This is a genomic window from Arthrobacter sp. 24S4-2 (assembly GCF_005280255.1).
Classification (GTDB): domain Bacteria; phylum Actinomycetota; class Actinomycetes; order Actinomycetales; family Micrococcaceae; genus Arthrobacter.
Genome location: NZ_CP040018.1, coordinates 628,880 through 640,937, shown reverse-complemented (window position 1 = coordinate 640,937; position 12,058 = coordinate 628,880). Strand labels below are relative to the sequence as shown.

General features: G+C 64.8%; 17 protein-coding genes. 1 reads left to right on the top strand and 16 read right to left on the bottom strand.

Annotation, left to right across the window (positions count from 1 at the left end):
- Positions 1-50: 50 nt before the first annotated feature.
- The 14 genes from FCN77_RS03090 to FCN77_RS03030 form a co-directional block, all read right to left on the bottom strand.
- On the bottom strand, positions 51-509 hold the full coding sequence (locus FCN77_RS03090) for a hypothetical protein (RefSeq protein WP_254678827.1): 459 nt from the start codon (positions 507-509) through the stop codon (positions 51-53).
- Entirely contained in the window at positions 487-1,011 is a 525-nt protein-coding gene (locus tag FCN77_RS26595; RefSeq protein ID WP_254678826.1) for a hypothetical protein, read from the bottom strand. The genes FCN77_RS03090 and FCN77_RS26595 overlap by 23 nt, the downstream gene beginning before the upstream one ends.
- Positions 1,012-1,131: 120 nt before the next feature.
- Positions 1,132-1,425: a DUF503 domain-containing protein gene (locus tag FCN77_RS03085; protein ID WP_137321072.1), complete on the bottom strand. Its 294-nt coding sequence runs from the start codon at positions 1,423-1,425 to the stop codon at positions 1,132-1,134.
- A gap of 36 nt (positions 1,426-1,461) precedes the next feature.
- On the bottom strand, positions 1,462-1,779 hold the full coding sequence (locus FCN77_RS03080; RefSeq protein WP_137321071.1) for a putative quinol monooxygenase: 318 nt from the start codon (positions 1,777-1,779) through the stop codon (positions 1,462-1,464).
- 5 nt (positions 1,780-1,784) lie between these two features.
- Complete coding sequence (locus tag FCN77_RS03075) at positions 1,785-2,435, bottom strand: hypothetical protein (protein WP_137321070.1); 651 nt, start codon at positions 2,433-2,435, stop codon at positions 1,785-1,787.
- Between the two features lie 14 nt (positions 2,436-2,449).
- A complete protein-coding gene (locus FCN77_RS03070; RefSeq protein ID WP_368074309.1) occupies positions 2,450-2,911 on the bottom strand; it encodes a DUF1990 family protein in 462 nt (153 codons plus the stop codon).
- Positions 2,842-3,039, bottom strand: coding sequence for a hypothetical protein (locus FCN77_RS27525; protein ID WP_368074355.1), 198 nt, complete (start codon positions 3,037-3,039; stop codon positions 2,842-2,844). Before FCN77_RS27525 ends, FCN77_RS03070 begins: the two co-directional genes overlap by 70 nt.
- Positions 3,036-3,446 carry an MmcQ/YjbR family DNA-binding protein gene (locus FCN77_RS03065; protein WP_137321069.1) on the bottom strand — a complete coding sequence of 137 codons (411 nt, stop codon included), beginning with the start codon at positions 3,444-3,446 and terminating at the stop codon, positions 3,036-3,038. The genes FCN77_RS27525 and FCN77_RS03065 overlap by 4 nt, the downstream gene beginning before the upstream one ends.
- Positions 3,447-3,557: 111 nt before the next feature.
- Positions 3,558-3,983: a CoA-binding protein gene (locus FCN77_RS03060; RefSeq protein ID WP_137321068.1), complete on the bottom strand. Its 426-nt coding sequence runs from the start codon at positions 3,981-3,983 to the stop codon at positions 3,558-3,560.
- A gap of 200 nt (positions 3,984-4,183) precedes the next feature.
- Positions 4,184-5,053, bottom strand: a complete 870-nt coding sequence (locus FCN77_RS03055) for a hypothetical protein (RefSeq protein ID WP_217496225.1) — start codon at positions 5,051-5,053, stop codon at positions 4,184-4,186.
- A complete protein-coding gene (locus tag FCN77_RS03050; RefSeq protein ID WP_137324617.1) occupies positions 5,050-5,604 on the bottom strand; it encodes an RNA polymerase sigma factor in 555 nt (184 codons plus the stop codon). The genes FCN77_RS03055 and FCN77_RS03050 overlap by 4 nt, the downstream gene beginning before the upstream one ends.
- Positions 5,605-5,956: 352 nt before the next feature.
- On the bottom strand, positions 5,957-6,910 hold the full coding sequence (locus tag FCN77_RS03045) for a phosphotransferase (RefSeq protein WP_217496224.1): 954 nt from the start codon (positions 6,908-6,910) through the stop codon (positions 5,957-5,959).
- Positions 6,911-6,990: 80 nt separating this feature from the next.
- Positions 6,991-7,440 carry an Hpt domain-containing protein gene (locus tag FCN77_RS03040; RefSeq protein WP_137321066.1) on the bottom strand — a complete coding sequence of 150 codons (450 nt, stop codon included), beginning with the start codon at positions 7,438-7,440 and terminating at the stop codon, positions 6,991-6,993.
- 561 nt (positions 7,441-8,001) lie between these two features.
- Complete coding sequence (locus FCN77_RS03030; protein WP_137321064.1) at positions 8,002-9,291, bottom strand: adenylosuccinate synthase; 1,290 nt, start codon at positions 9,289-9,291, stop codon at positions 8,002-8,004.
- Between the two features lie 481 nt (positions 9,292-9,772).
- On the opposite strand from FCN77_RS03030, the gene FCN77_RS03025 reads away from it, so the two are divergent.
- Positions 9,773-10,405, top strand: a complete 633-nt coding sequence (locus FCN77_RS03025; protein ID WP_137321063.1) for a uracil-DNA glycosylase — start codon at positions 9,773-9,775, stop codon at positions 10,403-10,405.
- A gap of 65 nt (positions 10,406-10,470) precedes the next feature.
- Here the strand turns inward: FCN77_RS03025 and FCN77_RS03020 are convergent, their stop codons facing one another.
- On the bottom strand, positions 10,471-10,893 hold the full coding sequence (locus FCN77_RS03020) for a DUF3151 domain-containing protein (RefSeq protein ID WP_137321062.1): 423 nt from the start codon (positions 10,891-10,893) through the stop codon (positions 10,471-10,473).
- A gap of 2 nt (positions 10,894-10,895) precedes the next feature.
- Entirely contained in the window at positions 10,896-11,915 is a 1,020-nt protein-coding gene (gene fbaA / locus FCN77_RS03015; protein ID WP_137321061.1) for a class II fructose-bisphosphate aldolase, read from the bottom strand.
- Between the last annotated feature and the right edge of the window lie 143 nt (positions 11,916-12,058).

The following is a 12,058-nucleotide window of genomic DNA, read 5'->3' as shown; positions in this document are numbered from 1 at the left end:
TGCTCCATCGATTGCTCCGTAATCGCCCTTTTGAACCCTCAAAACGGCAGTTACGGAGCAATCGTTCTTTGAGGTCGGGGCCGCCATCCGGCTTGGACCAAGGCCGCACGGACTTTGGACACTGCGGGCTTCGCATCGTTGAACATGTGGCGTTTGGAGATGCGGACTTCCGTCCAGCCGAGGGCTCCGTACGTCTCAGAACGGGCGATGTCCCGGACAACCTGGCCTTCATCCCCGTGGTGCTCACCTTCGTACTCGATCCCGACTTTGTACTTCCGGTAGGAAAGGTCCGGCTCGTGATGCCTGGCACCGTCCTCTGAAATAATCGGGACGTTGAGTTCCGGTTCCGGCAGCCCGGCCCTGATCATCGCCAGGCGAAGGAGGGTCTCCTGGGGCGAATCCGAGCCCAACCGGATGAGTTTGATCGCTGCCTTGGCCTTGCGCAGACCGCGCTTCCCCTTATGCCTGTCGATCATCCGCTGAAGATCATCCAGACTGCACAGCGGCATGTCCCCTGTCCTCGAAGGCCGCCCGCGGCATCCGAACACAGCTGTCCCCGATGGCCACAAGCTCGTCGACTGACAGCATTTCCGCCATGTCCAGCCAGGTCCGCTCCGGAGTGGTTACGGGGATCCCGTTGACTGTGGTGACCTCGTCGCTGAACAGCTTCATCCGGTGCACGATGACATGCGGCCGATTCAGGTGGGCCTCGCCCTCAGGCCTGATGACATGAAACATATCCGGCGATCCCTTCTGCCGACGTCGCGGCAACACGAGGAGTTCCGCCGCGGTGAGGTGCGATGCGGCGCATCGCTCGTTGACCTCAATGAAAGGCCGCACCCTGATGCTCAAGGGGAGCTCCGCCGTCGGGCTTGCCGATCGGATCCCCTTGCCCGTGCGATGCAGGCTGCGGTGCCGCAGCCGCTTGCGCGACACCCCGGCGCGCGCTGCGTCCACCACGGTGAAGGGTCGATCCTGTAAATCATCCGGCAGCGGACGTGCGGTCTTCATGGGTTCATGAGAGCAGAATGCCGCCTGAGCCCGCAGAAGTTATCCACAAGGCCCATCGACTGCTCCGTAACTGCCGTTTTGAGGACTCAGTAGGGCGGTTACGGAGCAGTCGATGGGGGGTCAGTCGTCGCTGCGGAGCTCCCGTTGGCGGGCACTGAGGAGCTCAAGTTCGGGACGGTAGGCCACGAAGCGTTCGACGGCGGTGAGCACCTCCACGATGTGGGCCCGGTCGGCTGCCACCAGGCCGGCGCCCAGTTGCGTCCGCCGATACTGCTCGTGGTCACCGACTTCGGCCACGGACACCTCGAAGCGCCGCTTCAGCTCCGCCAGCAGAGGCCGCACCACAGAACGCTTCTCCTTGAGGCTATGAACGTCGCCCAGAAGGATGTCGAACTCAATCCATCCGATCCACATGGATTAATGGTATCGATTGCGCCGTAACCGACGGGCTCAGATGGTGAGTTCGCCCATGCTGTCCCAGCCGTCACCGTCGAGCTGTCGGCTGATGATGCGCGGTGTTTCGGCGAGCGCCTGCGGCATGTCCGCCATGGCCTTCTGGAAGTGGGCGCTGTCGACGTGGTCTCCGGCGGCGTCGTCCCTGAAGGCCTCGACGAGCACAAACTCGTTGGCGTCCTCCACGCTCCGGGACCAGTCGAACCACAGGTTGCCGGGTTCCTGCCGCGTGGCCCGGGTAAAGTCCTCCACCAGGCCCAGCCACTTATCCGACCAGTCCGGTTTGACCTTGAATTTGACGACAATAAAAATCACGGGGGCTATGCCTTTCGTTGTGTTTGTGCGGTCAGCCCGGCAGCGAGCGAGTGCTCGCACTCGTCGATTGCTTCCCGGGCCCATTCCTGCTGCTGGGGCGTGCCGACGCGTTCCGCCCACTGCTCGGCCAGCTGGAACTCCACCAGGGCCTCGGTGAAACGTCCGGCCTGGTGCAGCGTCCAGCCTAGGTTGTTGTGCAGCGAGACCATCCAGCGTTTTGTCCGCGGATCGTGCACCGTGGAGGCGTACTCGAGGGCGCTGCGGGTCCAGGATTCGGCGTGTGCGGAGTCCGCGATCGCCAGCATGTGCAGCGCATCAACAGCAAGGAATTCCTCGCTGAGGTGGTCGGCCAGCTCAGCTGCCTGTTCAAAGAGCGGCACGGCCATCGCAGCATGGCCGCTCGAGTTCAGCAGGCGGCCGCGTTCCAGCAGTACCCGGACGGCCACGGTTGGCTCGTCGGCATCGACCGCATCCAGGAGCGCATCGGCTTCCTCGTAGCGGCCCTGCAGTCCGATGGCCCGCCCCAGCTGCGTCGCGAGCTCGGCCTGTTCGTCGGCGTCGTATTTTCCGCCGTCAACAGCCGCCCGGAAACGGGCTTCCGATCCGGCGGGATCATCGAAGTTCCACAATTGGTCAAGGATTGTCTGTTCCAGCATCCACCTGCTCCTGATCAGCTTTCACCTGCGGCCAGTTCGTGTGCACTCCCAATGTATCGGGAAGTGACGTTCCTTTGTGCGCGTCCCGCGAGGGCGCTTCCGGCCGCGTAGAACCAGTTGGACGGCCTGCTGAAGGCAGTGATCTTCAGGAACACCTGTCCCTGGGCGTCCACTTCAACTTCGAAGGCCTCCTCGCCCCGCACGGGATGGCCCGGCAGGCTTCCATAGCCGAAACCTGCGCTTTGCGGCCCGTCGCCGGGGACCGGCCCACGCACCCAAACCACCTCGCAGGGTGCGTTGATCCGGAAAGGTCCGACGCCGAATCCGCTCACCACGCGCGCCCCAGGCACCACGACGTCGGAGTCGGTGCGGACACGCAGGCCCGACCGTTTCTGCAGCTGCCAGGTCAGGACCCCTGGGCCACCCGCCGGTAGAGTGCCAGGCCCTCGCCCAGGTAAGCCTGCGTCACCAGGCACGGGAAGCCTTCCGGAGGCGGCCCGTGCTCGGTGGACCCGATCCCCGGATAGTTCAGCCCGCCAGGGGCGAGGCGTCCGGCGCCAGTGTTGCCGGCGCCAGGGCGCGTGCCCCCACTGCGCCGTCTCACGCGCCGTCACCCCGGGCGAGGCCGGCCCAACCCAGCTGTTCCCGCTGCTTCCGGTTCAGCGAGGCCACCACGAGGTCGTAGGAATCCTCCACCATGTCGCGGATCATGTCGTCCGGCAGCGCTCCGTCCAGCCGGACGCCGTTCCAGTGCATCTTATTCATGTGCCAGGCGCCGGTGATCTCAGGATGGATGGCACGAAGCTGTTCGGCCAACACCGGTTCGCACTTGAGGCTCACGGACCAGTCCCCCGGGTCCATGGCGGACGCCGCGAACATCTTGGCGTCCTGCCGCGCCCCGCCCGCCACGGCAGCCCGCACTTTGAACACGGATGTCTCCGGGCCGAAGGGAAAATCCTCAAAGGCGCCGGGGAAGCTCAGGCAGATCTCGCGGAGGGTGGCAACGTCCATGACACGAGCCTATCCGGCAGCAGGCCGCGCCCGCCCGCCGCGGCCTACCCGATCGTGCGGGCATCGCCGATGCTGCGCAGCCCTTCCGGGGTGGTGCCATTGACTGCGCCGCTAAATGCCCACCCGCCACCCTTCGCGGGCGGGGCAAGAGTTGACCACCACGTCCAGTCCGGCGGCCTCAGCACGCTGCACGGCAGCCTCGTCAAAGACGCCAAGCTGCAGCCAGACGGCCTTGGCGCCCACACCGATGGCCTGGTCTATGACGGCACCCACCTTCTGCGAGTTGACGAAGCAGTCCACGACGGCGATCGGGTGCTTTTCGGCGGGAATGTCCGCCAGGGAACGGTACCCCTTCTCCCCATGGACGTCGTCGCCAGGGAGGTTGACCGGAATGATTTCCATGCCCATCCGGTCCCGGATGAACAGGGAGACGTCGTACGCCGAGCGCCATTCGTTGGTGGTGAGGCCGACGATCGCCCACGTGCCTTTGGTTCGCATGAGGCGCTCAATGACTGCCGGATCGTTAACGTGGGCCATGCATCAACCTTACTCCTGCGGCCTTTGGGCGCGATCTTCGAATAAATGAATGAAACCAGCGGACGCATGGCGCGAGCCCAACTAACCCGAAGTTAACGTCGCGAAAATCGCTTTTTGGCACGTTACTTTTGGGCACGTTAACTGCCAGTTAGTTGGGTTAGGGCTACCGCCGGAACTTCCCCAGCCAGCTGCTGGCGGAGTCAAGGGCGGGATCCAGCGTGGAGTGAGTCGACGGCTGACTCCACGCTGGAGTCGAGCCTCACACCGGACTTCCCGGCGCCCTTCCGCTCCGATGACGGCACTACGACGGCGGTCTCCCCCGCGCTGGTTTCCCCTGCATCCGGGGTGACGTTGGCGTCCTGCTCATCTGCTTGGTCCGGGGCTCGCCAAGCCGAGGGTTGACCGGCCACAGCCTTGCCCGGGCTGGCCTTGCCCCGGTTGGCCTTGCCCCTGTTGGCCTTCCCTGGGCTGCCATGTCCGGGATTTCCCGTGGAAGGGGCACCATGAGCCCGGCCCTTGTTGACCGGCGACTGGACCTGATCGTCATCGGACGCCGCCGGTGGCGCCGGCTCGACGGCCGGGTCCTCCGGCCCGGCAGTTTGGGTGGCCGGTTTCCCGGTTCCGTTCGCAGACGGAGGATCGGCCCGGTCAAGCTGCAGGAACAGCGGTGAGGCCCATTCCGCCGGCCGGTCGCCCGCAACTGACGGAGGCAGGGGAAGCGTCCAGCCGGGCGTCCAATCGCTCGTCAGCTGCTGAACGGACCATGGCCCGAGGCTTCCGCCGGATACCTGGCTGGTGGCGGCGACACCGCTGACTCCGAGGCCCATGCCGGCCAGGACGGCAAGGCCCACCACGGCAGGACGGTTCTTGCGCAGCCAGTGTTGCCTGGTCAGTTCATCCCGCGGTCCCGCCAGCATGGCGGCGAGCTCCGGCCCTGGCGCGGGTGCCTCCATCTGCGCCAGGGAAGCTATGGACAAGAGGGCGGCCCGGAGGTCGGGTACGTCCAAGTGACCAGCATCGAGCAAAAGCTGGTCAACGGTCCCAGCAGAAATGTCTTCCCTGGTTGTCATGGCGCCACGTAGTCCTTTACGGCCGAATGTTCTCGAAGTCTGTCCAACGCACGCCGCTGAAGCTGTTTGACGGCTCCGGCGCTCTTCCCCATGATTTCGGCTGCTTGCTCCACGGTGAGGTCTGCGATGATCCGCAGGGTCAGTACTTCCTTTTGGTCCTCGCCGAGCACCTCAAGGAGTTCCTGCACTTCCCGGGGCGCAACCAACAGCATGGCCGCAGCTTCCGCGGAGGAGGATTCCCGCCGGTCGAATTCAGGTTCGAAGCGCTGTTTCACGGGTGCACGGCTTTGCCGGCGATGGTCGTCAACCATCCGCGCATGGGCTACGGAGAACAGGAAGGTCCGAAGCCCGCTCGCGCCGCCGCTGATGCCATCTATCCGTGGGAGGACCGCCAGAAAAACGTCCTGCATAGTGGCCTCCGGATCCTCGACACCCCGGGCCGTCAGGTATCCCAGCACCTGCGGCGCATAACTCCGATAGACCAGACTGAACAACTCGCCGTCGCGGCCCCTGAGGGCCCGCAGAGAATCGTCGGTCAGTGCGTCTGTCACGGACGTGTGGCTTTCGTTCAAGGGAGATGGCTACATCAATGTATGGCCATCAAATGGCGGCGGGTTTGTCTCCTGCGCCACAACTTTACCCCGGGTAACCAAGGAAACCGAGCCGGCAGACCGCGCGCTCCTGCGCCGGCTTTCTGCTGAACCGGCTTCGGACATAGAGGTGCCGGGCTGGAATCATGATGGGGGACAGTTCCAGCCCGGCTCTCTTTATGCAGTCAAGCGCCAGGTTCGAACCTGATGGGGGACAACTTCGAACCCGGCGCTTTCATAGTGGTAATCGTCACCGCACGCCCGGGGGTTACGCGAAATCCAAAAAAACCTCAAAAAGTTTTCGGCACCCTGGTCAGTGGCCCACCATCCGCTGGCGGAGCCAGTGGACAACTGCCTCACCTTGATGCCGTTGGAACGCCCGGACAGTGGGCAGGCCCGGTGGGGGCGGCTGCCTGGCGGCATCAGTGAAGTAGGCGCCCAGGCCCGACAGAACGCGGTGGACACCCGCGGGCGTGGCCGGGGCAAAGACCTTATGGGTCCGCAGGATGGACTCAACGTCGAACCCGGGATCGAACACGCGCACGTTGATCAGGACTGTGAGTGCATCGACCCAAGCCGAGCCGATACATGCCCAGGGCCAGTCCACCAGGACCGCCTCGTTGTCGTGCGTAATCAGAATGTTGTCCGCCCGCACGTCCGTATGCACAAGCGACTGCCCCTTGAGATCCGCAAGCCCGGTTTCTGCAAGGTCCTCCAAGATCCCGAGATTCCTGATGATCCAGGGGTCGCAGGCTTGGGGCGGATCGGCCCTGATACGGGTCCAGCCTCCGAATGCATCGGCAAGCTCGTGCTCAAGCGCCGGCAGGTGCGCCAGGGCAGGCGGGACCGGCGTGCGGGAAAGTTTGAGCAGGGCGTTGAGCACACCCGTCAGTTCCGCCGAACGCCAGGGCACGTGCGGGTTCCGGCCTTCCACATCGCTCAGGATGAGGGCTACCCACTCCCCGTCGTCGAAGGTGCCGATCAACGACGGCGCCGGAACGCCGTCGGGCAGTGCCGCCGTCACCGTTGCCTCTTTACGGTGGATGGCGGGTGAGTGCTCGTTCAGCTGCGGACTTACCGCCTTGACGAAGGCCCTCGCGCCCGAAGAAGTGAGCACCCTGTCGGCCGTGCCCGGGGAAAAACCTCCCTGCTGGCCAGTCGCGTGGGCCACAGGCGATCCCAGAATCTGTTCGACTCCTGCCTGCACGTGGCCGGGCAGATCTGCCCAACTGATACGGGGGCTCCACTCCGGCTGCATGAGTCCCATTATCGCCCGCCCTGCTACACGCTTCTTGGACAGGGGCATTCGATTCCTGCCGGTTAGCGGGGCGGGACAGCTTCCTGGGGTCAGTGGCCCGTCAGTAGGCGGGACAGCGCCGATGCCAGTTCCGAAGCGTCCGGGCCGAGGCGTCGTCCCGTTTCGCGTGCCCGGTCCATCCGCCCGATGCGGAGATCGGCGTCTACGAGCAAGGCAACCAGTTCGAGCCGGGCGGCCCCCGCCATCGCGGCGGACGACGCGAGGCTTTGGGCTGCGGCGCTGGCCGCCTCATGGTCTCCGCTGTCCAGGGCGATGACCACGTTGTTGACCCTGGAGGGGAGCAGGACCAGGAACAGGTTCAGGAATTCGAGAAGCCGGCTCTGGGAATGGATTCCCCCGGCCAACTCCTGCACCCGCAGGCGGTCAAGGACCGGTTCACGGTTGATGCGCGTACGGTATCGCCGCGGGCCCGCGTCCCGGTCCGAAGACTCTGGTGCTGACCCCGTTTTCGCTTTGTCTGACTTCAAGCTGAGACCCATGATGTCCACCCCTTTCCTGGCGGTCCGGTGAGTGTCCTTCGAGGGGTCCCGTTTCCCGCGAAGCGCCGGTGAGTCCAACATAGGAAGAGCGGGCTCGCGGGTCACGAGTGACCGTTACCCGTAATCGCAGAGGCGGCCACCCGCATTGCACTCCGGCTACGCATCCCCGCCCCCATAGGCTGGCCGCCGGCGCCCGGCGCTCCGGGAGGTTCCGATCCTGTAACGCTCCGGCGCCGGGGGTTACGCCCGCAGCGGCGGGAGTGTCACGATACGGGCATGAGTGAGGAAGTAATGGCCGCACCTGCCGCTGGTACGGCAGCCGCGCCGAAAAAAGTGACACGCCTAATCAGTGCCGGGTCCGCGGCGACCCGCGCCATGCGGGAACAGGCCATTCGCCGCCGTGAGGCGGAAGCGAAACTGCAGCAGCACCTGCTCCAGACGCGCGCGCAACCAGGCGAATAGCGATCAGGTCGAATCCTGACAAACGGTTAACGACGACGGCGGCGGGCCACCTTTCCGGGTGACCCGCCGCCGTCGTACTTCAGTTGATGTCCGCCAGGATCAGTCCTGAATCAGGTCGTTGACCACGATGGTCTGGTCGCGGTCCGGACCGACGCCGATGGCCGAGAACCGCGTGCCGGACAGCTTCTCGAGGGCCAGCACGTAGTTGCGGGCGTTCTCCGGAAGGTCTTCCAGGGTCCGCGCTGCGGTGATGTCCTCGGTCCAGCCCTCGAAGTACTCGAAGATCGGCTTGGCGTGATGGAACTCGGTCTGGGTCATGGGCATTTCGTCGTGCCGCACGCCGTCAACGTCATAGGCCACGCAGACCGGGATCTGCTCGATGCCGGTGAGCACGTCCAGCTTGGTGACGAAGTAGTCCGTGAAGCCGTTCACGCGGGAGGCGTGGCGTGCCAGCACGGCGTCGTACCAGCCGCAGCGGCGCGGACGGCCGGTGTTGACGCCGAACTCGCCGCCGGTCTTCTGCAGGTACACGCCCATCTCGTCGAACAGTTCCGTGGGGAACGGCCCGGCGCCCACGCGGGTGGTGTACGCCTTGATGATGCCGATGGAGCGCGAGATGCGGGTGGGGCCGATGCCCGAACCCACCGACGCGCCGCCGGCCGTCGGGTTGGAGGACGTGACGAACGGGTAGGTGCCGTGGTCCACGTCCAGGAACGTGGCCTGGCCGCCTTCCATGAGAACAACCTTGCCCTCGTCCAGGGCCTTGTTCAGGACCAGCGTGCTGTCAATGACCAGCGGGCGCAGTCGCTCGGCGAAAGACAGGAAGTAGTCCACGATCTCGTCCACCTCGATGTCACGGCGGTTGTAGACCTTCACCAGGAGCTCGTTTTTCTGGCGGAGCGACCCCTCAACCTTCTGGCGCAGGATGGACGCGTCAAAGACGTCCTGGACGCGGATGCCCAGGCGGGCCACCTTGTCCATGTACGCAGGGCCGATGCCGCGGCCGGTGGTGCCGATGGCGCGGCTGCCCAGGAAACGCTCGGTGACCTTGTCCAGCACCTGGTGATACGGCGCCACGAGGTGGGCGTTGGCGGAGACGCGCAGCTTGGAGGTGTCCGCTCCGCGGGCTTCCAGGCCGTCGATTTCCTGGAACAGGGCTTCGAGGTTCACCACGCAGCCGTTGCCGATGACCGGAACCGCGTTCGGGCTCAGGATGCCGGCAGGAAGGAGCTTGAGCTCATACTTCTCACCGCCCACGACGACGGTGTGCCCGGCGTTGTTTCCACCGTTCGGCTTGACCACGTAGTCGACGCGGCCACCAAGCAGGTCAGTGGCTTTACCTTTGCCTTCGTCGCCCCATTGGGCTCCGACGATCACGATTGCTGGCATGGGATCCTCCCCCATTCGTTCGGGCCGAACCGCAGCCGGTTCACCAAGGTGACCCGCCAGGGGACAGCGCCGTTCATGAGAATGCCCCGAATTCCACTGCCGTGCCTGTGCGGCCAGTTGACCGACGGTCACAACGCAAGAGTTCCGGGGCTCTTACCACCCAAGTTTAGCCGATCCGGGTGACAAGCACCGCTTTGGCCAATTACAGCGCGGTGGCAAACCCGAGCGCGGCTTCCGCCAAGCCGGGCCAGTCAGCGGCGGCAACGGGCACCTCCACCCAGTCCTTGAACGGGCGCCGAAGGTCTTCCGAAGGTCCGGCAGGTCCGGCATTTCGCAGGGCTTGATAGACTGGAGTAGATCGATCAGGAATCGGTCCATTCACCACATTTTCAAACCACACCGTCCTAGGCGTGCCCGGTATTTGGCATGCCCGCGTCCGGTCTGGCAGCGTCACCGATCCCCGCAGGAGACACAGCAATACATGACAGCCTTGGCTACTGAATCTTTCCGCGAGCAGCTTCTGAGCCGCCGTTACGAACCCAACGTCGCAGCTGTCAACGAGCTGTGCGATACCTTCCAGGGCGTCAAGCCGGACACCGTGGTCCCCTACGTCGACCCCATGCATGACGTCGACGAGTGCCGAATCATCAGCCTGTACTCCAACATCGGCACTGCCGATGAATCCGGATTCATCACCGCCGGCGACAGCGAAGCAGCCACCCGCATGCTCGGTGTGCAGTGGAAGCTTGGCCTCCGCCCGGAATATGTGATGCCCTGGAACGTTCACCCGTGGCACACCCCGGGCGAGCCGAACGGCAAGTTCACCCCGGACCAGATCTCCGCAGGCCTCAAGCCGCTCCTGAAGTTCCTCGCCCTGGTGCCGCGCGCGTCCGTGATCGTGGCACACGGCACCGAAGCCAACCGCCTGGCCCAGCTGCTCCTCAAGACCGAAGTCCCGCTGCTGTGGCGCCGCGGCCTGAAGACCTACAAGGTCCGCTCGCTCAGCGGCCGTGCCTTCGCCGGAACCGAAGCGCGCCAGCAGCAGTACCTCGACGAAATGCACGTTGCGTACCTGGACGCGATGGCCCGCACAGGCCTCACCAAGGCGAACTAACAGCCTGCACCGCGTACGACGGCGGCCCCTCACCCGAAAGGTGAGGGGCCGCCGTCGTAATTCAGTTACTTGCCTTCGATGGCCGCCTTGGCGGAGGGATCGGAGTCATTGAGGAACTTCTCAATGCGTTCCGGTTCCTCTGCCTCGCCGATGGCCGACGATGCCCGGCCAAGGGAGTACAGCGCACGCAGGAAGCCCTGGTTGGGTTCGTGTTCCCACGGGATGGGTCCCACTCCCCGCCAGCCGTTACGCCGCAGCGAGTCCAGGCCCCGGTGGTAGCCCACCCGGGCGTAGGCGTAGGAATCGATGGTGCGGCCTTCTTTCCAGGCTTCCTCTGCCAGCACGGCCCACAGCAGTGACGATGTGGGGTGCTTCTCCACCAGATCCAGCGCTTCCTGGCCCGCGTCCAGCTGCGCATAGACCTCGGTCTCGGCAGGCAGGAGCGTGGGTTCCGGGCCCATCAGATTCTTGCGGAACTCGTCGGACATTACTAGAACGTCTTTCCGGCCGAGCCGAGCTGCTTGGTGGCTTCAACCACGCGGGCGGCGAGGCCGGCCTCGGCGGAAGCGCCCCAGACGCGGGGGTCGTACAGCTTCTTGTTGCCGACCTCGCCGTCAACCTTCAGCACGCCGTCGTAGTTCTTGAACATGTGGTCCACCACGGGACGCGTGTAGGCGTACTGGGTGTCAGTGTCGATGTTCATCTTGATGGTTCCGTAGGAAACGGCGTCGGCAATTTCCTGGTCCGAGGAGCCGGAGCCGCCGTGGAAGACGAGGTCAAACGGCGAATCCTTGCCGATCTTCGCACCGACCTGGGCCTGGATGTCCTTCAGGATCTCCGGGCGCAGCTTCACGCCGCCCGGCTTGTACACGCCGTGCACGTTGCCGAAGGTCAGCGCGGTGATGTAGCGGCCGTTCTCGCCGGCGCCAAGTGCCTCAATGGTTGCCAGGGCGTCTTCCACCGTGGTGTACAGCTTGTCGTTGATGGCGTTCTCCACGCCGTCTTCCTCGCCGCCGACGGTGCCGATCTCGACCTCGAGGATCATCTTGGCAGCAGCGGTGCGCTCCAGGAGTTCACGGGCGATGCGCAGGTTTTCCTGCAGCGTCTCGGCGGAGCCGTCCCACATGTGCGAGTTGAACAGCGGGTTGCGTCCGGCCTTGACCTCGGCCTCGGAGGCTGCGAGCAGCGGCAGGACAAAGCCGTCCAGCTTGTCCTTGGGGCAGTGGTCGGTGTGCAGCGCGATGTTGACGCCGTAGTTCTTGGCCACTTCGCGGGCGAAGGCCGCGAAGCCCAGGGAGCCGGCAACCATGTCCTTCGTGGAGGCGCCGGACCAGTAGGCAGCGCCGCCGGTGGAAACCTGGACGATGCCGTCGGACTCTGCCTCGGCGAAGCCGCGCAGGGCAGCGTTCAGCGTCTGTGAGGACGTGACGTTGACGGCCGGGAATGCGAAGCCGCCCGCCTTTGCGCGGTCGATCATCTCGGAGTAGATCTCTGGGGTTGCAATGGGCATGCTGACTCCTAAAGTGAATTTCGTCTACGGGTTGTGTTGACCCTGGAGTGAACCTCGTCGGCTAGCACCCATCCTAGCCATTTCTGTGCGGGGGCAGTGTTTCGGGTCACGGGGCCGGGTAACACTTTGCGCTACGGCTGCCG